Source organism: Klebsiella sp. MBT K-1, from assembly GCF_002556465.1.
Classification (GTDB): domain Bacteria; phylum Pseudomonadota; class Gammaproteobacteria; order Enterobacterales; family Enterobacteriaceae; genus Klebsiella; species Klebsiella grimontii.
In genome coordinates this window covers 87,038-109,084 of record NZ_PDEL01000016.1, presented here as the reverse complement: position 1 = coordinate 109,084, position 22,047 = coordinate 87,038, and the positions used below count along the sequence as shown (strand labels likewise).

21 protein-coding genes and 1 pseudogene are annotated in these 22,047 nt (G+C 58.0%); 16 read left to right on the top strand and 6 right to left on the bottom strand.

Features of this window, described 5'->3' with window-relative positions; genetic code table 11:
* Positions 1 to 183: 183 nt before the first annotated feature.
* The gene (gene hpaR, locus CMQ96_RS22510; protein ID WP_004133165.1) at positions 184 to 621 is read left to right on the top strand and encodes a homoprotocatechuate degradation operon regulator HpaR; all 438 of its coding nucleotides are present in this window, start codon (positions 184 to 186) and stop codon (positions 619 to 621) included.
* A 37-nt stretch (positions 622 to 658) separates the two neighbouring features.
* On the opposite strand, the gene CMQ96_RS22505 is transcribed toward hpaR, so the two are convergent.
* Both CMQ96_RS22505 and CMQ96_RS28950 read right to left on the bottom strand, forming a co-directional pair.
* Positions 659 to 1,873, bottom strand: a complete 1,215-nt coding sequence (locus CMQ96_RS22505) for an amino acid deaminase (protein ID WP_064411462.1) — start codon at positions 1,871 to 1,873, stop codon at positions 659 to 661.
* Positions 1,874 to 1,970: 97 nt separating this feature from the next.
* Positions 1,971 to 2,097 (bottom strand): annotated as a pseudogene (locus CMQ96_RS28950) (hypothetical protein); the annotation flags it as partial.
* On the opposite strand from CMQ96_RS28950, the gene CMQ96_RS22500 reads away from it, so the two are divergent.
* The 5 genes from CMQ96_RS22500 to CMQ96_RS22480 all read left to right on the top strand — a co-directional run bounded on the left by CMQ96_RS22500 (position 2,075) and on the right by CMQ96_RS22480 (position 6,965).
* Positions 2,075 to 3,514 carry an amidohydrolase family protein gene (locus tag CMQ96_RS22500; protein WP_098067350.1) on the top strand — a complete coding sequence of 480 codons (1,440 nt, stop codon included), beginning with the start codon at positions 2,075 to 2,077 and terminating at the stop codon, positions 3,512 to 3,514. The pseudogene CMQ96_RS28950 and the gene CMQ96_RS22500 sit on opposite strands and share 23 nt — an antisense overlap.
* 10 nt (positions 3,515 to 3,524) lie before the next feature.
* Entirely contained in the window at positions 3,525 to 3,917 is a 393-nt protein-coding gene (locus CMQ96_RS22495; protein ID WP_004134199.1) for a RidA family protein, read from the top strand.
* Positions 3,918 to 4,019: 102 nt separating this feature from the next.
* Positions 4,020 to 5,507: a sodium:solute symporter family protein gene (locus CMQ96_RS22490; RefSeq protein WP_004134200.1), complete on the top strand. Its 1,488-nt coding sequence runs from the start codon at positions 4,020 to 4,022 to the stop codon at positions 5,505 to 5,507.
* The gene (locus CMQ96_RS22485) at positions 5,504 to 6,376 is read left to right on the top strand and encodes a 2-dehydro-3-deoxygalactonokinase (protein ID WP_098067349.1); all 873 of its coding nucleotides are present in this window, start codon (positions 5,504 to 5,506) and stop codon (positions 6,374 to 6,376) included. Before CMQ96_RS22490 ends, CMQ96_RS22485 begins: the two co-directional genes overlap by 4 nt.
* On the top strand, positions 6,363 to 6,965 hold the full coding sequence (locus tag CMQ96_RS22480; protein ID WP_049130532.1) for a 2-dehydro-3-deoxy-6-phosphogalactonate aldolase: 603 nt from the start codon (positions 6,363 to 6,365) through the stop codon (positions 6,963 to 6,965). Before CMQ96_RS22485 ends, CMQ96_RS22480 begins: the two co-directional genes overlap by 14 nt.
* Here CMQ96_RS22480 and CMQ96_RS22475 read toward each other — a convergent pair.
* Both CMQ96_RS22475 and CMQ96_RS22470 read right to left on the bottom strand, forming a co-directional pair.
* A complete protein-coding gene (locus CMQ96_RS22475) occupies positions 6,962 to 7,825 on the bottom strand; it encodes a MurR/RpiR family transcriptional regulator (protein WP_004134204.1) in 864 nt (287 codons plus the stop codon). The genes CMQ96_RS22480 and CMQ96_RS22475 overlap by 4 nt on opposite strands.
* Before the next feature lie 70 nt (positions 7,826 to 7,895).
* Entirely contained in the window at positions 7,896 to 8,429 is a 534-nt protein-coding gene (locus CMQ96_RS22470) for a GNAT family N-acetyltransferase (RefSeq protein ID WP_049130533.1), read from the bottom strand.
* Positions 8,430 to 8,461: 32 nt separating this feature from the next.
* Between CMQ96_RS22470 and CMQ96_RS22465 the strand changes: the two genes are divergently transcribed.
* Positions 8,462 to 9,298, top strand: a complete 837-nt coding sequence (locus CMQ96_RS22465) for a GNAT family N-acetyltransferase (RefSeq protein WP_049088592.1) — start codon at positions 8,462 to 8,464, stop codon at positions 9,296 to 9,298.
* A 3-nt stretch (positions 9,299 to 9,301) separates the two neighbouring features.
* On the opposite strand, the gene CMQ96_RS22460 is transcribed toward CMQ96_RS22465, so the two are convergent.
* Both CMQ96_RS22460 and CMQ96_RS22455 read right to left on the bottom strand, forming a co-directional pair.
* Entirely contained in the window at positions 9,302 to 10,663 is a 1,362-nt protein-coding gene (locus CMQ96_RS22460) for an MFS transporter (RefSeq protein WP_004134208.1), read from the bottom strand.
* Positions 10,664 to 10,842: 179 nt separating this feature from the next.
* Positions 10,843 to 11,757, bottom strand: a complete 915-nt coding sequence (locus CMQ96_RS22455; RefSeq protein WP_004134209.1) for a GntR family transcriptional regulator — start codon at positions 11,755 to 11,757, stop codon at positions 10,843 to 10,845.
* A gap of 139 nt (positions 11,758 to 11,896) precedes the next feature.
* On the opposite strand from CMQ96_RS22455, the gene CMQ96_RS22450 reads away from it, so the two are divergent.
* The 9 genes from CMQ96_RS22450 (at position 11,897) to CMQ96_RS22410 (ending at position 22,013) form a co-directional block, all read left to right on the top strand.
* The gene (locus CMQ96_RS22450; protein WP_004134210.1) at positions 11,897 to 12,919 is read left to right on the top strand and encodes a zinc-binding alcohol dehydrogenase family protein; all 1,023 of its coding nucleotides are present in this window, start codon (positions 11,897 to 11,899) and stop codon (positions 12,917 to 12,919) included.
* A gap of 11 nt (positions 12,920 to 12,930) precedes the next feature.
* Positions 12,931 to 14,376 carry a tagaturonate reductase gene (locus CMQ96_RS22445; protein WP_082236779.1) on the top strand — a complete coding sequence of 482 codons (1,446 nt, stop codon included), beginning with the start codon at positions 12,931 to 12,933 and terminating at the stop codon, positions 14,374 to 14,376.
* 136 nt (positions 14,377 to 14,512) lie between these two features.
* The gene (locus tag CMQ96_RS22440; protein WP_049130537.1) at positions 14,513 to 17,278 is read left to right on the top strand and encodes a sigma 54-interacting transcriptional regulator; all 2,766 of its coding nucleotides are present in this window, start codon (positions 14,513 to 14,515) and stop codon (positions 17,276 to 17,278) included.
* A gap of 99 nt (positions 17,279 to 17,377) precedes the next feature.
* On the top strand, positions 17,378 to 17,800 hold the full coding sequence (locus tag CMQ96_RS22435) for a PTS sugar transporter subunit IIA (RefSeq protein ID WP_024360412.1): 423 nt from the start codon (positions 17,378 to 17,380) through the stop codon (positions 17,798 to 17,800).
* A 14-nt stretch (positions 17,801 to 17,814) separates the two neighbouring features.
* Complete coding sequence (locus CMQ96_RS22430) at positions 17,815 to 18,285, top strand: PTS sugar transporter subunit IIB (protein ID WP_024360411.1); 471 nt, start codon at positions 17,815 to 17,817, stop codon at positions 18,283 to 18,285.
* Positions 18,286 to 18,301: 16 nt separating this feature from the next.
* Entirely contained in the window at positions 18,302 to 19,081 is a 780-nt protein-coding gene (locus CMQ96_RS22425; RefSeq protein ID WP_098067348.1) for a PTS mannose/fructose/sorbose/N-acetylgalactosamine transporter subunit IIC, read from the top strand.
* A complete protein-coding gene (locus CMQ96_RS22420) occupies positions 19,059 to 19,910 on the top strand; it encodes a PTS system mannose/fructose/sorbose family transporter subunit IID (RefSeq protein ID WP_049088581.1) in 852 nt (283 codons plus the stop codon). The genes CMQ96_RS22425 and CMQ96_RS22420 overlap by 23 nt, the downstream gene beginning before the upstream one ends.
* 12 nt (positions 19,911 to 19,922) lie before the next feature.
* Positions 19,923 to 20,984 carry an SIS domain-containing protein gene (locus tag CMQ96_RS22415; protein WP_098067347.1) on the top strand — a complete coding sequence of 354 codons (1,062 nt, stop codon included), beginning with the start codon at positions 19,923 to 19,925 and terminating at the stop codon, positions 20,982 to 20,984.
* 18 nt (positions 20,985 to 21,002) lie between these two features.
* Positions 21,003 to 22,013 carry an SIS domain-containing protein gene (locus CMQ96_RS22410; RefSeq protein WP_098067346.1) on the top strand — a complete coding sequence of 337 codons (1,011 nt, stop codon included), beginning with the start codon at positions 21,003 to 21,005 and terminating at the stop codon, positions 22,011 to 22,013.
* Positions 22,014 to 22,047 lie beyond the last annotated feature (34 nt).

Below are 22,047 nucleotides of genomic sequence, written 5' to 3'. Positions count from 1 at the left end.
TTTTTGTGATCGGATTAACAATATATTTACAGAATTTTAATTTTTATGTTTTAAATCAATTGGTAATGAAATTTCTTTGTACCATCTGGTACTTTTCAAAGACAGAAACCGGTTGCCTTCTGCGGCAATTAAGGCTAATTATTAACTTATTAACAGATGAGGAATTTCATTCAGAGGTATGTGATGCATGATTCGTTAACTATCGCGCTGCTGCAGGCGCGGGAAGCGGCGATGGCCCACTTTCGGCCCATTGTTAAACGCCATAATCTTACCGAGCAGCAGTGGCGTATCGTGCGGATCCTCGCCGAAAATCCGTCGATGGATTTTCACGACCTGGCCTTTCGCGCCTGTATTTTACGCCCGAGCCTGACCGGCATCCTGACCCGTATGGAACGCGACGGCCTGGTGCTGCGCTTAAAGCCGGTTAACGATCAGCGCAAGCTGTACGTTTCGCTGACCCCGGCGGGCCTGAAGCTGTATGAAAGCGCCCAGGCCCAGGTCGAAGAAGCCTATCGCCAGATAGAAGCCGAGTTTACCGTCGAAAAAATGCGCCAGCTTACCGCGCTGCTGGAGGAGTTTATCGCCCTGGGGAATGGAACGCGGGGCGAGGAAGAGGCGTAATGCGTTGTCCGCGCGAAAAACATCCCGGAGGCGTTCTTCAGAACAGGGTATCCAGCTCTTCCAGCACGTTATACTGCTCATCCACCAGCAGCAGGGTTTTCCATTTATCAAACGTCAGGCACGGGTGCGAGGTGCCGAACACCAGAATATCGCCGACCTGCACGTCGCTGCCGGGCGCGAGGCGCAGCATACAGTGCTGATCCATGATCCCGACGCTTTCGATCCCCTCTGCGGACAGCCGCTCGCCGTTGCGATACCGGGCGATCGGCTGCGGCAGCCCGGCGTCGAAGGCGCAGTCGCGTTTACCGAAGTTGACCACCGCGCGATCCGCTTCCGGCACCGACTGGACCATCGCCATCAGCTCCAGCGCCGAGGTTAAATCGCCGCCCAGATCGCAGGCGATCGGATCGCGCGCCACCAGCGCTTTTTGCGCGATATCGTAGATCCCCCGGTCGTGGGTGATATAGCAGCCGGGGCGAATGACGATTCGGCACCGCGCCGGCTTCTGCGCCGCCAGCCAGATATTGCACACCACGTCATACCAGACGGTGCCCGCGCCGGTCAGCACAAACTCCCCCTCAACCAGATGCTCCATCCGGCAGGCCAAATCAGCGGCCTGGCGCAGCATAACTTCCACCTGCGGCTGCGGATCGTCACCGTGCAGCACCCCTTCATACAGTTCGAGACCGCGCAGCTTGAGGCCAGGAAGGTCCGCGACGGCCTGCGCCAGGGTTAGCGCATCGTCAACGCTGCGGCAGCCGCAGCGCCCGCCGGCCACGCCCAGCTCAATCAGCACGTCCAGCGTTTGCCGCCGTTCGCTGAAAAAGGCCGACAGCGCGCGGGCGTTGGCGAGGCTATCGATACAGCAGATAAAATCCGCCGCCCGGTAATGCGCTTTCAGCCGCGAAACCGCCTGCATATTCGCCCTGCCGACCAGCTGATTGACCATCAGGACGCGCTCAACCCCGCTGGCCATCGCCGCGCCAGCCTGCCAGGCGCTGCCTGCGCCGATCCCCCATGCGCCCGCCCGCTGCTGGGCCTGAAAAATCCACGGCGTCATCGTCGTTTTGCCGTGCGGCGCCAGCGAGACGCCGCGCGCGTCGGCATAGCGCTGCATCCAGGCGATGTTATTCTCCAGCGCCGTTTTTTTCAGCAGCGCGGCAGGGAGGCAGACCTCCTCCGCCAGCAGATTCGCCGGGGCGGACATGACGGCGGCCTTATGCGGAATCAGCGTATCTTGATGGTATTTCATAACATTATCCTTTCAGGGTTTATGCTCGGATTAAAGCTGAGTATCAATTATAATTAATTGAAAACTATATATTTATTTACTTTATTTCGTTATGTATGAATAAAAGTATCATAATTTGATCTGGTTTTTGCGTAGTTTTCCACTGTTTTTCCGCCTTGTAAATGGTTAACTTGTCGGCAGAGTTGAAAGGGAGTAATTGCGATGAAAGTTAACTGGCTTTTCAAAAACGTCACGGTCATTGACGGCAGCGGCGGACCGCAGTTTCGCGGCGACGTGGCGGTGAAGGGCGATCGAATTGTGGAAGTGGCCCCGGCGCTAAACCTGCCGGCGGAGCAGGTGATTGACGGGCAGGGGCGCGTGCTGGCGCCCGGATTTATCGATGTGCATACCCATGACGACATTAACGTCATCCGTATGCCGGCCTATTTGCCCAAGCTGAGCCAGGGGGTGACGACGGTGATTGTCGGCAACTGCGGGATCAGCGCGGCGACGGCGACCCTGCGCGACGGCGTGCCGGACCCGATGAACCTGCTGGGCGAGCAGGAGCACTTTATTTACCCCACCGTGGACGCTTACGCCCACGCGGTGGAGGCGGCGAAGCCGTCGTTGAACGTTGGCACGCTGATTGGCCATACCGCGCTGCGTAATAATCATATGGACGATCTGTTCCGCCCGGCAACGCAAACCGAAATCGCCGGGATGCGCGTCCAGCTGCGCGACGCGCTGCGCCAGGGCGCGCTTGGCCTGAGCAGCGGGCTGGCCTACGCCAGCGCGTTTCAGTCCACCACTGAAGAGGTGATGGCGCTGGCCGAGGAACTGGCGGCAGAGGGGGGAATTTATACCACCCACCTGCGTTCGGAGTTCGAGCCGATTCTGGATGCGCTCGACGAGGCGTTCCGCATTGGGCGCCACGGCAACGTGCCGGTGGTGGTCTCGCACCACAAGTGCGCCGGCGCGAAAAACTGGGGTCGCACGAAGGAGACGCTGGCCTTCTTTGATGAAATGCGCCAGCGCCAGGAGATCGCCTGCGACTGCTACCCCTATTCCGCCAGCTCATCGACGCTGGATATGAAGCAGGTGACCGATGAGTTCGACATCGTCATCACCTGGTCGGAAGCGCAGCCGGAACAGGCCGGGAAAACCCTGCAGCAGATTGCCGACGGCTGGCAGGTTAGCCTGCATGAGGCGGCGGCGCGGCTGATGCCCGCCGGGGCCATTTACTACAACATGGATGAGCAGGACGTACGGCGGGTACTGCGTTATCCGGTGACGATGATCGGCTCCGACGGTCTGCCGAACGATCCGATGCCGCACCCGCGGCTGTGGGGCGCTTTCCCTCGGGTATTAGGCCACTACAGCCGCGATGAAAGGCTGTTTCCGCTGACCACCGCTATTCACAAAATGACCGGACTGTCGGCGGCGCGTTTCCAGCTGGCGGATCGCGGGCTGGTGAAAGTGGGCTATTTCGCCGATCTGGTGCTGTTCGATCCGCAGACGGTGCGCGATGTCGCCAGCTTCTCCGACCCGAAACAACCGGCGGACGGTATTGAGGCGGTGATGGTCAACGGCGTGATGAGCTACGGCAGCGATAAAAAGATTATCGGGCGTGCGGGGCGTTTCCTGCGCCGCCAAATGAACTGAGGAGTGAAAGATGAGTATTAAACGTTATGGCGTGGAAGGCGGTACCGGCACCGGCGGGCAGCATCTGCCGTTCGCGCGCGCGGTGGAGGCGGGAGGCTGGCTGTATGTCTCCGGCCAGACGCCGATGAAAGATGGTGAAGTGGTGGAGGGCGGGATTGTCGAGCAGTCGCGGCTGGCGATTCAGAACTGTGTGGATATCATGAACGAAGCGGGCTATAGCCTGGCCGACGTGGTGCATGTCAAGGTGATCCTCACCGATTCGCGCTATTTTCAGTCGTTCAATAAAGTGTTCCGCGAGTTCTTTGCCGACAACCCGCCTGCCCGTATCTGCTGCGTCGCGGACCTGGTGGTGGATTGTAAAGTCGAAGTGGATGTGACCTGTTATAACGCGGCTCGCGTATAAAAATTTATTCATCAGAAATATAAACAGAATTTTGAGCGCTGAATTCATTCAGCGCTCCGTAGCCTTTTACCTTTTACCTACTCAACTGGCAGGATGTGAATTATGAATAGTCATATCTTTTTAGTCGGCTTTATTATTTACGCGTTGGCCATGATTTGGCTTGGCTGGTACGTGTCGCGTAATCAAAAAAGCGGTGAAGATTTTTTACTCGGCGGCCGTTCCTTACCGCTTTTTCTGACGCTGGGTTCCACCGTGGCGACCATGGTGGGAACCGGTTCAAGCATGGGCGCCGTAGGCTTCGGCTACAGCAACGGCTGGGCCGGCATGCTGTACGGCGTGGGCGGGGCGATCGGTATTCTGCTGGTGGCCTGGCTGTTTGCGCCGGTGCGTAAACTCCGTTTTATGACCATGAGCGAGGAGCTGTCGTATTATACCGGCGGCAGCCATTTAATTAAAAATATCGTCGGCATAATGATATTTATTGCTTCGATTGGCTGGCTGGGGGCGCATATTCTCGGCGGCAGCATGTATTTATCCTGGGCCACAGGAATAAATCTGACGCTGGCAAAAATTATTATCGCTCTGGCGTTTGCGATTTACGTGATTATTGGCGGTTATTCTGCGGTGGTGTGGACGGATACCATTCAGGCATTAATTCTGTTTTTCGGTTTTATTCTGATGGCGATTCTGGCCGTGGTTCACGTGGGGGGATGGGATGCCATTGTTCAGGCGATGGATCCTAAGGCGATGAGCCTGTTTGCCGTTGACAAGCTCGGGGTGATGCCAGCGCTATCGCTGGCGATGGTCATCGGCGTCGGCGTACTGGCGACCCCTTCCTATCGTCAGCGTATCTACTCGGGGAAAGACGTCTCTTCGGTGCGCCGCTCGTTTGTCTATACCGGCGTGCTGTATCTGTTTTTCTCGGTGCTACCGGCGATTATCGGCATGGCGGCATGGACGATGAACCCCCATCTGGAGAACAGCAATTACGCATTCCTGTTCGCGACCAGCTTCCTGCCGGCGATGCTGGGGCTGGTGGTGCTGATTGCCGGGCTTTCCGCCACCATGTCTTCGGCCAGCTCCGATGCGATAGCCGCCGTGGCCATTATGATGCGCGATGTTTATACCCTCGTTACCGGGAAAATGCCCCCGGCAGATAAAGCCATTACGCTGTCGCGCTGGATGCTGGCGTTTGTTATCGGCCTGGCGATGATCTTCGCCCTGACCTCGAACGATATCATCAGCTATATCACCAAAATGATCTCCATGCTGATGTCCGGGCTGTTCGTCTGCTCGATTCTGGGCCGCTTCTGGCTGCGCTTTAACTGGCAGGGCGCGTTAACCGCGCTGCTGAGCGGCATGCTGGTCTCTATTGTGGTTCTGATTAAGGCCGACTGGCTGGCTTACTGGGGCAACCCGTGCATACCGTCGGTCGTCGGCAGCTTCGTTTCCGCTGTTTTTGTCACGTTAATGACGCCTGCCAGCAAAATCAGCCGTCAGCAAGCGCTGGAGATGATTACCCTGGAGCGGGAAGGGCAGGCGGCGCCGGCGAAAACGGCGGTGGCGCAGGCCTCAGGAGAAGCGCAATGAGGGACTATATTGCCGTCGACTGGGGCTCCACCCAGCTGCGCGGCTGGCTGATTCGCAACGGCCAGTGCGTCGAAACGAAGCAGCTGCCGCTGGGCATCACCCGCCTGAACGGGCGGGCGCCCGCCGACGTATTCGAGGAGCATTTGGCGCCCTGGCGTGGCGCGGCGACGCTGCCGGTGCTGATGGCCGGGATGATCGGCAGTGATGCCGGCTGGCAGGCGGTGCCCTATCTTGCCTGCCCGGCGGCGATTGACGCGCCGGGGCAGCAGCTTTGCGCCGTGGCCGAAGGCGTGTGGATTATTCCCGGCCTCAAGATGGACCAGGCCGGAGATTACAACGTGATGCGCGGCGAAGAGACGCAGCTGCTGGGGGCCTGGCTGCTGGCGCCGGCGGAGTGTTACGTGCTGCCGGGCACCCACTGTAAATGGGTGCAGATGGAGGATGGCGCGGTGCGCCATTTTGCCACGGCGATGACCGGGGAACTGCATCATCTGCTGATGACGCAGTCGCTGCTCGGCAAAGGGCTACCGGCCCAGCAGCCGGACGAGGCGGCGTTTGAGCGGGGGCTGGAAAAAGGGCTGGCGCAGCCGTCGTTGGTGAGCGAACTGTTTGTCGCCAGGGCCGCCAGGGTACTCGGGGCGCTGGCGGCGACCTCGGTCAGCGACTATCTCTCCGGCTTGCTGATTGGCGCGGAGGTGGCGGTCATGGGCCAGCGTTACCGCCCCTCTACCGTCACGCTGGTCGGCGACCCGGCGCTGAACGCCCGCTACAGTCGGGCGATGAGGGCGCATGGAATGACGGTTAACCGCTGCAGCGGCGATGAGGCATTGCTGAACGGCATGGCGAGGATAATGCATGGACACGATTAAACTGGTGGCGATTTTACGCGGCATCCGCCCCGCTGAGGCGGCGGAGCATATTGCGACGCTGGTGGGCGCGGGCTTCCGCTATATTGAAATCCCGCTTAATTCACCGGACTGGCGGCAGAGCATTCCGCAGATGGTCGCGCGCTTTGGCGAACAGGCGGTGATTGGCGCGGGCACGGTGCTTAAGGTTGAACAGGTCGATTTTCTGGCCGACGCCGGGGCGAAGCTTATCGTGACGCCGAATACTCAGCCGGAGGTGATTCGCCGGGCGGTGGCGCGCGGAATGCGGGTCTGCGCCGGATGCGCCACGGCGACCGAGGCGTTTAGCGCGCTGGACGCCGGGGCGCAGTGGCTGAAGATTTTCCCGTCTTCCGCATTCGGCCCGGACTACATTCGGGCGCTGAAAGCGGTGCTGCCGCCGGAGGTACCGGTGCTGGCGGTCGGCGGCGTGACGCCGGAGAATCTGGCGAGCTGGGTGCGGGCGGGGTGCGCCGGCGCCGGTCTGGGAAGCGATCTTTATCGCGCCGGGCAGGCCGTGGAGCGTACCCGTCAGCAGGCGGAGAGGTTTATCGCCGCCGCCCGCTGCGGTTAATCGCCCAGCGGCTGCCGGTCGACGCCGCCGCGGTGGCTGTCGAGCGCCAGCTTAATGCGGCGCAGCCTGCCTTTTGCCTGGGTCTTGTTGGCCATCGCCAGTTCGGTGGCCAGCACGTCAACCATCGCCAGCATCGCATAGCGCGAAGTGCTGGGCTTGAAGATATAGTCGTTTTCGCGCACCAGCAGCGGCAGCACCAGATCCGCCTGTTCCGCCAGCGGCGTTCCGGCAGGGGTAATCGCAATCACCTTCGCGCCGTACTGGCTGGCAATCGCCGCGCTTTCAATGATTTCCTGGGTATAGCCGCCTAAGGACAGCACGATAACCACATCCTTTGGCGTTACCGCCGAGCTCATCATACGCACCAGCAGACCGTCATTCTGGCTGACCACCGGCAGGCCGAGGCGAAACAGGCGATACTGGATCTCCTGGGCGCAGATGGTGGAGCCGCCGCCCATGCCGAGGGCGAGGATCTGCCGCGCGTCGCTCAGCCAGCTCACTGCACGCTTCAGCGCCTCAAGATCCAGCGCCCGCCGGTTGGTCTCCAGCACGCCGATGATCGACTCGTAGATCCCCTGTACGCCTTCAAGGTCCGGCACATCGAGGATAAACCGCTGCCCGACCGCGAGGGATTGCGCGAGCTTCATCTTCAGCTCGCGGACGTCTTTGCAGCCCAGCGCCCGGGCAAAGCGGGTGACCGAGGCCTGGCTGGTATGGGTCAGACGCGCCATCTCCGCGATGGGCAGCGCCGCCGCCGCCGCGACATCATCGAGAATAAACTGCGCGATGCGCTTTTCGGTCGCCGTCAGTTCAACAAAGCGATCGGTAATGCAGGAAATGATATCGATTGGCGAGGACATACGGGTATCAACGGGTTAATTTGGAATGATACTTTGTACCATATTCAGACGCTGAAAGCAGCGACGAAGGCTATAGCGCTAAGCGCATGGCGCAGCGCGTTTCCGGCGCTAGCCCGTGTTCCGTCTCCAGATCTCTTTTCGCCGCCAGCCCTGCCGGTAGCCTTAGCTCGTTCAGCATTGAAAATCCGAGGCGCGTGTAGAACGGCGCGTTCCACGGCACGTCGCGGAAGGTGGTGAGCGTGACCGCCGGATACGCCGCCTGACGGGCTGTCGCTATAACCTGCTCCAGCATCATGCGGCCAACGCCTCGCCCCTGCCACGCCTGATGGACGGCGATCTCCGCGATAAACAGCGCATCGTCCAGCGGTTCGGTCAGCACGAAGCCGATCGGGTGTTCATCGGCTACGGCCAGCAGGCTGTGGTCCGTTTCGAGAAACAGCCGGTGACGCTCGGGGCTTATCACATCGCTTTCCGCCAGCCATGCCAGCGCCGGGATCTGGCGAAAAGCCTGGGCCGCCGAGCGCTCAATCGCAGGCAGGAGGGGAATATCGTTCTCCTCAGTCAGGCGTAACGTCGCGGCGGCGGTTATAGTGTTAGTTTTCATCACCTCAGCATAGCAGCCTCCGGGAGAAATGTATGGAGCTTACCGCCGTTCCCGCCACCCAGTTCAGCATTGAGCAGCTGACGACGATCCTCTGCGACTGTTTCGAAGATTATCTCGTTCCCGTCACGCTGTCGGTGGAGGTTTTTGTCCAGCGTTTTAGCGCCGAAGGGCTGAGCCTGCTGGATTCTCGCGTCTGGCTGGATGGTGATGTCCCCGCCGCGATGGCGGTCGTCGCCCGACGCGGCGATGAAGCCCGGCTGGCGGCGTTCGCGGTGCGGCCCGCGTATCGCGGAAAGGGCGTTGGCCGCCGGCTGATGACGCCGCTTATCGACGCGCTGCGCGCGCAGGGCGTACGGCGGATGTGGCTGGAGGTTATCCGCGACAACCATGCCGCGGTGGCGCTGTATCAATCGCTGGGCTTCGAGGTGCGGCACGGGCTGTGCGGCTATCTGAGCGCGCAGGCCGCGAGCGGGGAGTCATCCGTATTGCAGGAGTATGACGTGCTGGCGCTGACGCGCAGGGCCGGCGCCGAGATTAACGGCCAGCTGCCGTGGCTGATGGACCCGCTAACCTTCAGCACCCTCCCGTGCCGGGCGTTGAGCCTTCATCAGCAGGCTTTCGCCGTGCTGGCGACCTTATCCAGCAGGCCGCAGCTGCAGTTTTTATGGGTCGATCCCGCCGCCCGCGGGCGCGGGCTGGGACAGGAAATGCTGAGGACGCTCGCCCAACGCTTTCCCGGCCTCGGGACGTCGGTGACCATCCCGGAGCGCTTTACGCCGCTGTTTCACGCCGCCGGCTATACGCCCATGGCATTAAAACAGTATGAGATGAGCGCGGCCTTGAGCGCCCTGCCGTCGGCAGGGCGTTAAGATTCAGCCGTTACGCGGGTCGCTAATCGGCTGTCGGACCAGGAAAATATAGGCCAGCGCGCCGAGGGCGGTCACGCAGCCGCAGATAATCAGCGCCAGCTGGAATGAATGGGTGGTATCGACGATAAACCCGGTCACCACCGGCGCAAAGGAGGCGCAGATAAAGCTGGCGAAGTTCTGGATGCTGCCGACGGACGCGGTCATCCTTGAGGCCACCGCGACGTGAATCAATCCCCAGCAGGAGGTGCCGGCAAAGTGGATGCAGAACAGCGCCATACCGATTAACAGCACCGCGACGATAGAGGTGGTGGCCTGCGGCACAACAAGGGTAAAGGCGGCGGAGCAGAACATCCCGGCAATAATGCAAATTTTGCGGCTTTTGATCGGCGCCATGCCGCCTTTGACCAGCCAGTCGGTGACGTAGCCGTTGATGAGCATCCCGGCGGCGCCGAACAGGAAAGGAATGGCGGCCATAAAACCGGTACTTTTCAGATCGAGGTTATATGCCGTTTGCAGGTAGCCCGGCAGCCAGGCCAGATACAGCCATGCGGTATAGTTGATGCCGCTGAAGCCCAGCATCATTCCCCACATGGTTTTGTTTTTAAACAGGCTGCGCCATTCGGCAAAGCTTAGCGGGTCGCGGCGAACGTTGACGCTCCCGGCGTTAAGGTAGGCCTGCTCGTCGGCGGTGAGAGCGATATCCTCCCGGTTGCGATAGAGCATATACCAGCCGATAGCGACGAAGATCCCCAGCAAGCCGATGGTGATAAACATCCCGCGCCAGCCCATCATCAGCATCATGGCGGCCAGGATTGGCGGGCTGATGGCGACGCCAATGGTCGACGCGGCGTTAAAGAAACCCATCGGGCGGCCGCGCTCTTTAATATTAAACCAGTCGTTGATCACCTTGACGCCGCAGGGGTTCATCGGCGCTTCGCCGATCCCCATGCCGATACGCACCAGCACGAACTGGGTAAAGCTGTGCACCATTCCGGAGACCGCCTGAAACAGCGACCAGAAAAACATACCCAGCCCGAGCATGATGCGCGGACCTTTACGGTCCAGCAGCGGCCCGCAGGGGAGCTGGGCGATACCGTAGGCCAGCGAGAAAACGGACAGCAGCGCCCCGATTTCGGTGGCGCTCAGCCCCAACTCCTCGCGAATCGTTAAGTTCGCGACGGACAATGAACTTCTGTCGAGGTAGTTGATTACCGCCGCAAGAAATAACAGGATCATTGCCGTTGTCTGAATTTTTTTAATGCGAGTGCTACGCGTTAACGTATTATCTAACGGAACTGAAATCGTCTCCGCTTTCCCTTTTTTAAAGGTTGTCTGCGGGTCGATAGTTATATTTTGTTGTTCCACGCCTGACTCCTGGCTATTCTATTTGAACGACAAGTGACATCGAATGGTTTAAACACCACCCACCTATTTCACAGTAAAGTAAGTCGACTTGTTTTCAGCATAAATAACCTTTTTTACGGCATTGGTTTATGTTTTGAGATTTGTGCTGCTGATAATCATTTTCTGTTTTTAATCGGTACTTAATGAGCCAGGGATTCGCTCTGTTTGAGCGAGTTAATCATCGATTGCTTCGCCGAGTTCAGGTGGTTACGCAGCGCCAGGTTGGCGTCCAGATCGCTGCGGCAGATGAGGGCGCTGAGGATGGTCATATGTTCATCAATGGCGATGATATTGCGCTGTTTAAGATCGCTTTCATCCCACTGATAGTGAAAGTGGAAGATCACGGAAATAATTTCAAGTGATTGATTAAAAAATATATTTTCCGCAGCGGACAGCAGCAGCGTATGAAAGTCGCGATCGAGCTGCGAAAACATACGAAAGCTGTCGCCGATGCTGTCCCGCAGGGCGCGATGGCGCTCAAGCAGGGTTCTGGCCTGCAGCCAGCGGGCGTCGTTATCCGGCAGGTTGAGGAAGTGCTGAAGCGCGTGGGTTTCCAGCATTTCCCGCAGTTCGAACAACTGCTCGGCCCAGGATAACTCAAACTTCTTCATGTTCCACTGGCCGCGCTTTTCGCTTTCAATCAGGTTGTAGCGGCTGAATTTCAACAAAAACTCTCTGACCACCACCGGGCTGACGCCCGCCGCCCGCGCCAGCTGTAGCTCGGAGAACATCTCCCCGGCGCGCAGTTGGCGCTGGTTGATCATGGTGAAAAACGCCTGTTCGAAGAGACGATTCTGTTCGGCCAGCGAGGCGCTGGCGCCATCGAAGCCGTCCTGCACCTCCGGCTGGCGGAGGATCTGGTAATCCTGCTTGACCTGGTGCAGCACGCCGCGCTCGCATAAGTGGCTGAGGATGTGGCGCACGGTGGTGCGGCTGATGTTGTACATCTCCGCCAGCGCGCTTTGTGAGGGTAGCGGCGAGGGGAGAAAGCCGCGCGCCATATCGTTAATGACCTGGTTAATGACGTTGTGACGAAGATTTTGCGAGCGGCTCATAATAGGTTTCCTGTTTTTTCGCTATTAAAGCCGGATTTAAAACAGTTTTGTGCGCGAGATTTCACAATTTTTGCAATGAATTTATTCTCACCTCTGTTTTTCATCGATATCTAAGCCAACAAATACGGAGGCAATTATTATGACGTCGATGAATACGCTAGTGTGTCAAGAACCCAAAAAATTTCACTGGGAAAAACGCCAGATTCCCATTCCCGGTGACGATGAGGTTCTCATTAAAATAAAAACGGTGGGGATTTGTGGCACGGATATTCACGCATGGGGCGGCAATCAACCTTTTTTTAGCTATCCGCGCGTTCTTGGTCATGAAATATGCGGCGAGATAATCGGGCTTGGTAAAAATATTCTTAATCTGAAAAGCGGCCAGCAGGTTGCCGTCATTCCCTACGTCGCCTGCCGCCAGTGTCCGGCCTGCCTGAGCGGCCGGACAAACTGCTGCGAGAAGATTTCCGTTATCGGCGTGCATCGGGACGGCGGGTTTAGCGAGTACCTCAGCGTGCCGGTCAAAAATCTGCTGGTGGTGGATGACGTCGAGCCGGAAGCCGCGGCGCTGATTGAACCCTTCGCCATCAGCGCCCACGCGGTGCGTCGCGCCGCTATCCGGGCGGGAGAGCAGGTGCTGGTGGTTGGCGCGGGCCCCATCGGCCTTGGGGCGGCGGCTATCGCCAAAGCCGACGGGGCGCAGGTGGTGGTGGCGGACACCAGTCCAGCGCGGCGCGAACACGTGGCGCAGCATCTCGGCCTGAGCACCCTCGATCCTTCCGACCCGCAGTTTATCGAACAGCTGTGCGCAGCCTTCGGCGGTTCTCTGGCGCAAAAAGTGATCGACGCCACCGGGAATCAGCATGCGATGAACAACACGGTGAATTTAATCCGCCACGGCGGCAGCATCATATTCGTTGGCCTGTTTAAAGGTGAACTGCAGTTCTCAGACCCGGAATTTCATAAGAAAGAGACCACCATGATGGGCAGCCGCAATGCGACGGAAGAGGATTTTGCCAAAGTCGGGCGGCTGATGGCCGAGGGGAAAATCACCGCCAGGATGATGCTGACCCACCGTTACGATTTCAGATCGCTGGCGGACATTTACGAAAGCGAAGTGATTAATAATCGCCAGCTGATCAAAGGCGTCATTCATTTTTAGCAGGTAAACTCATGAAATCGTTAAACAGACAAGATTTTCCCGGGCCGCAGTACCCGACGCGCGCGATTCAGTTCGGCGAGGGCAACTTCCTGCGGGCGTTTATCGACTGGCAGCTGGATCTGTTGAATGAGAAAACCGATCTGGCGGCAGGCGTAACCATCGTTCGCCCGATCAACACTGAGTTTCCGCCGTCGCTCAATACCCAGGACGGACTCTACACCACGGTGATCCGCGGGCTGGACGAACGCGGCGAGGCGGTGAGCGAGGCGCGGATTATTCGCTCCGTAAACAATGAAATTAACCCCTGGCAGGATTTTGCCGGCTATCTGGCGCTGGCTCGAAATCCGGCGATCGCGTTCGTATTTTCAAATACCACCGAAGCGGGCATCAGCTATCACGCCGGAGACCGGCCTGACGATAAGCCGCCGGTGAGTTTCCCGGCGAAGCTGGCCCAGCTGCTGCTCGAACGGTTCCGCCATTTCAACGGCGCAGCGGATAAGGGCTGGACGATTATCCCGTGTGAGCTGATTGACTACAACGGCGAAGCGCTGAAGGCGCTGGTGCTGCGCTACGCCGAAGAGTGGCAATTGCCCGCGGCTTTTCGCGACTGGGTTGAGACCGCCAATACGTTTTGTTCAACGCTGGTTGACCGCATCGTCACCGGCTACCCGCGTGATGAAGCAGAAAAGCTGGAGGCGGAGCTGGGCTACCATGATGCTTTCCTCGATACCGCCGAATATTTCTGGCTGTTCGTTATCCAGGGACCGCGGGCGCTGGCGGAAAAGCTGCGGCTTGACCGCTGCCCGCTCAATATTCATATCGTAGAGGATATCCGGCCCTACAAAGAGCGCAAAGTCGCCATTCTTAACGGCGCGCACACCGCGCTGGTCCCGGTGGCGTGGCTGTGCGGCGTGGATACCGTCGGCGAAGCGATGCGCGACGAAGCCATTCGCCACTATGTGCAGCAAACCATCGACGAGGAGATTATCCCGGCGCTGGATTTGCCCGCCGATGAGCTACGCCAGTTTGCTGATGCCGTTACCGGACGCTTTCTCAACCCGTTTATCCGCCATCAGCTGCTCTCCATCGCCCTGAACGGGATGACCAAGTTTCGCACCCGGATCCTGCCGCAGCTGCTGGCGAATACCCGCCAGCATGGCGTCATTCCGCCGCGCTTAACCTTCGCCCTGGCGGCGCTTATCGCCTTCTACCGCGGCCAGCGTGACGGGCAGACGTATCCGTTACAGGATGATGACGTCTGGTTAACTCGTTTTGCTGAAGGGTGGGCACAGGTGGCCCAGGGCCGCCCGCTGGGTGAGCTGGTGACGGAGGTTTTGCAGGATACCGCGCACTGGGGTGAGGATCTGACGGCAATACAGGGGCTTGCCGAACAGGTCACGCGGTATCTGGAAGTGATTTTGAGCGCGGGGATGCGGGAGGCCCTGTCGCGGCTGTAGTCGGTTTGTTGTGCGGCGCCCGCGGATTTGGGCGTCGTTTTTTTTTGTGCTCTGAACCGCAAAAAATGAATTAAGCGCCAACGCCTGGCGGATTTCCCGCATCATAAGCCCCTGACAGGCGAAGAGGGGGGATGCGATGCGTAAAACGGAACTGTTGGCTTTTCTGCAAAATCAGACCGATTTTTTTGATCCGGATAATCTGAGCGAGGTCTTTACCGCCAGCTATCTCGCCGGGCGTTTTGCGATGCAAAGAAACACCGCCAGCCACTACCTGAATCAACTGGTGGCCCAGGATGTGCTGGTGAAGATCAATACCCGGCCGGTCTATTTTCTGCATAAGGCCGCCTTCTGCCAGCAGTTTTTCCCTCTTTCGCGCAGCGAGTACGTCAGCATGGCGGAGCTGCTGGCGGAGAGCGACCGACAGCCGGAGCAGGCGGATCATTTCTCATTGCTGACCGGCCATGACGGCAGCCTGCGCAAGCCTATCGAACAGATGAAAACCGCGCTGTTTTATCCTAACGGCGGCCTACCGCTGCTGATTACCGGCGACAGCGGTACCGGTAAGAGCTATATGGCGGAGCTGATGCACGAGTTTGCCATCGCCCAGGGACTGCTGGCGCCCGATGCGCCCTTTGTCAGCTTCAACTGCGCCCAGTACGCCAGTAATCCGGAGCTGCTGGCCGCCAACCTGTTTGGCTACGTTAAAGGCGCGTTTACCGGCGCGCAGGGGGATAAAGCCGGGGCCTTTGAGGCGGCAAACGGCGGCGTGCTGTTTCTCGATGAAGTCCATCGTCTGGATGCGCAGGGGCAGGAGAAGCTCTTCACCTGGCTGGATCGCAAGGAGATCTATCGGGTGGGGGAAACGGCGCAGGGGATGCCGATTTCTCTGCGGCTGGTGTTTGCCACTACCGAAGATATTCACAGCACTTTTCTGACCACCTTTATTCGCCGTATTCCGATCCTCGTTAGCCTGCCTGATTTACAAAACCGCAGCCGCCACGAAAAAGAAGCGTTAACGCTGCAGTTTTTCTGGCAGGAGGCGCGCACGTTGGCCGCCCGGCTGCAGCTGACGCCCCGGCTGCTACAGGTGCTGACGCACTATGTTTATCGCGGTAACGTCGGTGAGCTGAAGAATGTGGTGAAGTACGCCGTTGCGTCGGCCTGGGCCAGGTGTCCGGGCAGCGAGATGCTTAACGTCACGCTGCACGATCTGCCGGAAAATATCATGGCCGCGACGCCAGCGCTCAGCGAACCGATGGGCCAGCAGGAGCCGCTGCTTATCGAACCGCAGACCAGTCTGGTCTGGCTGCTGCGCGCGCGCGATCCGGTTCAGGGGCTGATCTACGATACTCAGTGCCGCGTTCTGGCGCTATATGAAGCGGTATTAAGTAAAAAAACGGTCTGGGAAGAGGCGCAAAAAAGCATGGGCGAGGAGATTGAAACCCTCTTCGATCGGCTGATTTTCGATAATCACGATGCTAATAGTTCGCATCTGCTGCTGCTGCTGACTCATCAGGCGCGGGAAGAGTTTTATCGCCTTGAAAAGCGCTTCAATATCCAGTTTAACGGCAACTGTATTTACGCCCTTAGCCACTACCTGATACATCGCTCTCGTCAGGCGCACTCCACCATGAGCACCGAGAAAAGCCGCCAGCTGGAGGATTTCCTGGCGCAAAAGTTTCCGCTGCTGTATCGCTTTTGTGAAGAGATCCTCGCCGCGCTGGCGCTGAAGCTGGATATTGAACCCCGGCGCATTGATCTGCTGCTGCTGGTGCTGTGGTTACAGAAAAACGGCGCCATCAGCCAGCAGCAGGTTACCCGGGCGATCGTTCTCGCCCACGGCTACGCCACCGCCAGCAGCATCGCCAACGTGGCGAACCGGTTGCTGAAAAGCCAGCTGTTTGAGTCATTCGATATGCCGCTCGACGTGACGCCGGAGGCTATCGCCGACCAGGTGATGGCCTATATCGAGAGCCACGCGCTGGCCTCCGGGCTGATCATCCTGGTCGATATGGGATCGCTGAACGCCATTCACAGCCACTTTAACCGCCGTCTGACCACGCCGGTGGCGATTATTAATAACGTCTCGACCGGGATGGCGATGTACGTCGGGGAGCGGATTTTGCAGGGCGATATGCTGGAAGATATTGTCCGTGAGATTGGCGATGACCTCGCGGTTGAGCATCAGCTCTATTATCCGCAGGCGGACAAACCGCGGGCGATTCTCACGACCTGCGCCACCGGCCTGGGGGCGGCGGCGAATCTGTCGGCGCTGTTAAAAGCCAGTATTCCCGAAGCGCTCGGCATCGATATTGTGGCCTGCGATGTGGACACGCTCGCCGATCCCGCGCGGCGGGAGCCGATGCTCAGCCGCTACGAGGTGCTGGCTATCGTCGGTACTCTCGATCCGCATCTTGCCGATCTGCCGTGGATCTCGCTGGATTCGCTGATTTCCGGCCAGGGCAGCCGCCCGCTGATGCGTATCTTCGGCGAGCTGGCCTCCTCTGAACAGGTCAGCGAGATCAATAACCTGATCCTGAAAAATTTCTCGCTGCGCCGGGTGATCGAATCGGTGACGATCCTTGATACCGGTAAAGTGATCAATCAGGTCGAGCAGTTTTTACTGCGCTATGAGCATCTGGCCGGCTGCGACGTGCCCAACGATCGCAAGGTGGCGCTGTACGTGCATATCAGCTGTCTGATTGAGCGCCTGATCCGCAACGCGTCGCCATCCCATTATTCCGGAAGGCAGTGTCCGGAGAGCGAGCTGGTTATTCTGCGCGAGGCCTTTAGTGTCATTGAGAGCGGATATAGTGTCAAAATCCCCGCCGTGGAGCTGTATTACATTCACGATATCCTGACGCGGGAAACAGAATTTATTCAGGAAGATCAAGAGTTTTAGTTCCCTTCCTCCGTTCGTCCTTGCGCTAACCGGCGCGCCACTGTTTCTGGCACGCCGGTTGCAATTAAGAAAGCAGTGGAATGCGCTTTCGAGGTAAGGATGAAACGACACTATATTTTTGCCAGCCATGGCACCTTTGCTAACGGTCTGCTGAACTCCGTGGAGCTGATCCTCGGCAAGCAGCCGGATATTCATACCCTCTGCGCCTACGTCGAAGAGGAGGCCGATCTGACGCAGCAGGTGGAGACGCTGCTGGCGCGTTTTCCCGCCGAGGATGAGCTGATTGTCATTACGGATATTTTCGCCGGTAGCGTCAATAATGAGTTTGTGCGTTTTTTAGCGCGCCCTAATTTTCATTTATTGTCCGGTTTAAACCTGCCGCTGATTATTGATTTGCTTATTTCCGCAGGGGAAGAAAATACCGAGAAATTAATTTCTGAAGCATTAACAAGCGCCAAAGAGAGCATTCAGTACTGCAATCACACGATTGCCAGTGCGATGACCGTTGATAAAGACTTCTGAAATGAGGGAACACCATGATTACGCTATTAAGGGTAGACCATCGATTACTCCACGGCCAGGTCGCCTTTTCCTGGACCCAGTATGTCGGGGCCGATTGCATTTTAATTGCCAACGATAATGTCCCCACCGATGAGCTGCGAAAAACCACGATTAAGCTCGCCAAGCCGCCTTCGGTAAAGCTGGTGATTAAAAATATTGACGACGCTATTGAGGCGATAAAAAGCGGCGTTACGGATAAATATAATCTCTTTATCGTCGTGGAGTCAGTGAATGACGCCTGGCGTATTGCCAGCGCCGTCGCGGAAATAAAAAGCATTAATCTCGGTGGGATTAAGGCTAAAGAGGGCAGTAAAAATATCTCTAAGGCGATTAATTTACTCCCGGAAGAGATAGAGCAGCTGCAGCAACTGGTCGGGAAAGGCGTCGAGGTTGAGATCCGCCAGGTCCCTAACGATCGCAAACAGCTTTTTGCGGAATGCGTTTAATTCCGGAGGACAGATTATGGTAGAGGCTCTCTTACTGGGTCTGGTGGCGTTTATCGCGCAATCGGAATATGCATTAGGGACGTCGCTGATTTCGCGGCCAATCGTCACCGGGCTGCTGACCGGGGTGGTGCTGGGGGATGTGCAGACCGGCGTGATCATGGGCGCGACGCTCGAGCTGGCGTTTATCGGATCTTTCTCCGTCGGTGCGTCGATACCGCCTGACGTGGTGACCGGCGGCATTCTCGGGGTGGCGTTCGCCATTACCTCCGGCGCGGGAACGGAAACGGCGCTGCTGCTTGGCCTGCCTATCGCCACCCTGACGCTGATCCTGAAAAACGTTTATCTGGGGATGTTTATCCCGATGCTTAGCCAGAAGGCTGACGGCTACGCGGAACGGGCGGATACGCGGGGCATTGAGCGGATGCATCTGATTGCCGGCTTCGGGCTGTCGCTGATGCTGGCCACGGTGGTGACCGTTTCATTCCTGGTCGGCAGCAACGCGGTGAAATCCCTGCTCGATACCATCCCGGAATTTATCAAACACGGGCTCAGCGTCGCTACCGGCATCATTCCGGCCCTCGGCTTCGCGATGCTCGCCAGGCTGCTGATTAACAAGAAAGTCGCGCCGTATTTTTTCCTTGGCTTCGTGCTGATGGCCTACCTGAAAATCCCGGTGACCGGCATCGCCATTCTCGGCGCTATCGTGGCGGTGGTGATGGTTAACGTTACCGCGCTGAGCGCGACTCGTACGACGACAGAACAAGGAGTCAGCGATGACGACGAAGATGATTTCTGAAGAGACCCTGCAGCCGCAGGAGCAGGACGAAACTCGCATTACGCCGCGCGATCTACGCCGGGTGTTCTGGCGCTCCTTCCAGATGGAGTTCTCGTGGAACTATGAGCGGCAGATGAATCTCGCCTTTGTTTACGCGCTGATTCCGGTGCTGAAAAAGCTCTATCCGCGCAAAGAGGAGCTGGCCGCAGCGTTGAAACGGCATCTGGTGTTCTTCAATACCACGCCGCATATCGTCACGTTGCTGCTGGGGATCACCACGGCGATGGAGGAGAAAAACAGCCAGCAGAAAAATATGGACGCCAACGCGATTGATAACGTTAAAGCGTCGCTGATGGGGCCGCTGGCCGGGCTGGGGGACTCCTTTTTCTGGGGCACGCTGCGCCTTATAGCCACCGGCATCGGCACCAGTCTGGCGCTGAAGGGCAATATTCTCGGGCCAATCTTGTTTCTGCTGGTGTTTAACGTGCCCCATATCCTGGTGCGCTGGTTCTTTACCCGCTGGGGCTATGTGCTGGGCACCGGGGTGCTGCAGCGGATCCAGAAGAGCGGAATGATGGAGAGCCTGACCTACGGGGCGTCGATTATCGGCCTGATGGTGGTGGGGGCGATGACCGCCTCAATGATTGATATCACTATTCCTGTCTCCTTCGGCGCCGGGGAGGCGAAAACCCAGGTGCAGGACATTATCAACGACATTCTGCCCTGCATGTTGCCGCTGGTGAGTTTCGGCATCGTCTACTGGCTGCTGGGGCGCAAGGTTAAGCCGCTCTCGATTATCGGCGGCATGGCGCTGGTGGGCATTGTGGGTTCGTGGATTGGCTTGTTTTAACGGGAGGCGAAAATGGTACCAACGATGATGACCTATATCAGCGAAGAGTCGGCCTGTCTGACGCAGATCCTGCGCGATTACCGGCAAAAGCTGGCGGCGATTGAGGACTTTGCCCGCCAGCACCCGGTGCGCCGCATTCTGCTGCTGGCGACCGGATCGTCGCTCAACGCCGCCCTGTGCGCGCGCTATTTCTTTGAACAGCGTTTCGGCGTGCTGGTGGAGATTAAAGAGCCGTACAACTTTACGCATTATGAGGCGGTCGATCCGCATACCGATCTGGTGGTGGCGATTTCACAAAGCGGAAAAAGCGCCTCGACGCTGGAGGCGATGCGTAAGGTCCAGGCATTGAGCCTGCCGGTTTTTGCCCTGACCTCCGACCCGCAAAGCCCGATAGCCCTGGCCTGCGATGGCGTTCTGGATATCAATACCGGCATTGAGAGCGTGGGGTTTGTCACCCGCGGATTTAGCGCGACGGTGCTGAATTTGCTGCTGATGGCGCTGATGATCGCCCGCAGCCAGGGGAAAACCAGCGAGGCCGAGGAGCAGCATTATCTTGTTGAATTAGAACGGCTGGCGGCGGCGATCCCGGACGTTATCGCCCGCACCTCGCGGTTTATCGAGCGGCATGGCGAAACGCTGCGGGGCGGCGAGCGCTTTGTCGCCACCGGCTATGGCGCGCTGGTTGGCGTGGCGAAGGAGTTCGAAACCAAATTTACCGAGACGGTGCGCGTGCCTTCCAGCGGCTTTGAGCTTGAGGCCTATATGCACGGCCCCTATCTGGAGGCGAACGCCCGTCACGTGATGCTGTTTATCGAAGATGCGCCGGATGCGCGGACCCGGGTGCTGCGGGACTATATGGCGCCGTCCATTGCCCGGGCCTTTACGCTGACGCTCAGCGACGAAGAGGATGAGCAGGCGCTGGCGCTGAGTTGTCCGTGCGACCATCACCTGGCGCCGCTGCTGCTGATCGTTCCCGTCCAAATGCTGGCATGGCATACCGCCCGACTAAAAGGGATCGATCTGGCAAAACGTATTTTTGACGATTTTGACCGCGTATTAAAAAGTAAAATCTGATTATTCAGGAGAATAACTATGTTGGGTTTTAATCAGGACGAGTACCTGACCAGTGCTCGCGAGATCATCGCTGCGCGCAAACAGGCGGAAGCCGTCGCCGATGATATTTATCACAGCGGCTGTAGCGCGTTATTTTTCGCCTCGGTAGGCGGTTCTTTGGCGCCGATGATGGCAATTAATGAGTTTGCTAAAGAATTAACCAGCGTGCCGGTTTATCTTGAGCAGGCGGCGGAATTAATTCATCGTGGACACAAAAAATTAAATAAAGATGCGGTGGTGGTGACGCTATCCAAGTCCGGCGATACCAAAGAGTCGGTAGCCATTGCAGAATGGTGCAAAGCGCAGGGGATTCGCGTGGTGGCCATTACCCGTAATGCCGATTCGCCATTAGCCGAGGCCGCCAGCTGGCATATTCCGATGTGCCACAAGAACGGCGTGGAATATGAATATATGCTGCTGTACTGGTTATTCTTCCGCGTGATTTATCGTCACGGCGACTTTGCCGATTACGATCGTTTTGCCAGCCAGCTGGAATTACTGCCGGAAAATTTGTTACAGGCTAAACGCCAGTTCGATCCGCAGGCGGATAAAATCGCCGCTCAATATCATACCAGTGATTACATGATGTGGATTGGCGGCGCGGAAATGTGGGGCGAGGTCTATCTGTTCTCGATGTGTATTCTCGAAGAGATGCAGTGGAAGCGGACCAAGTCGGTGAGTTCGGCCGAGTTTTTCCACGGCACGCTCGAGCTGCTGGAAAAAGAGGTCCCGCTGTTCCTGGTCAAAGGCGAGGGTAAATGCCGGGCGCTGGATGAGCGCGTCGAACGCTTCGCTGAGAAGATCACCGACCATCTGGTGGTGATCGACCCGCGCGACTATCCGCTGAACGGTATTGATGACGCCTTCCGCTGGATTATGGCGCCGTGCGTGGTGTCGACCCTGCTGGTGGACAGGCTGGCGGCCCACTTTGAGCATCACACCGGCCACGACCTGAATATCCGTCGTTATTACCGTCAGTTTGATTACTAACTCTTGCCTGTAGCGGCCAGCCCGGCTGGCCGCC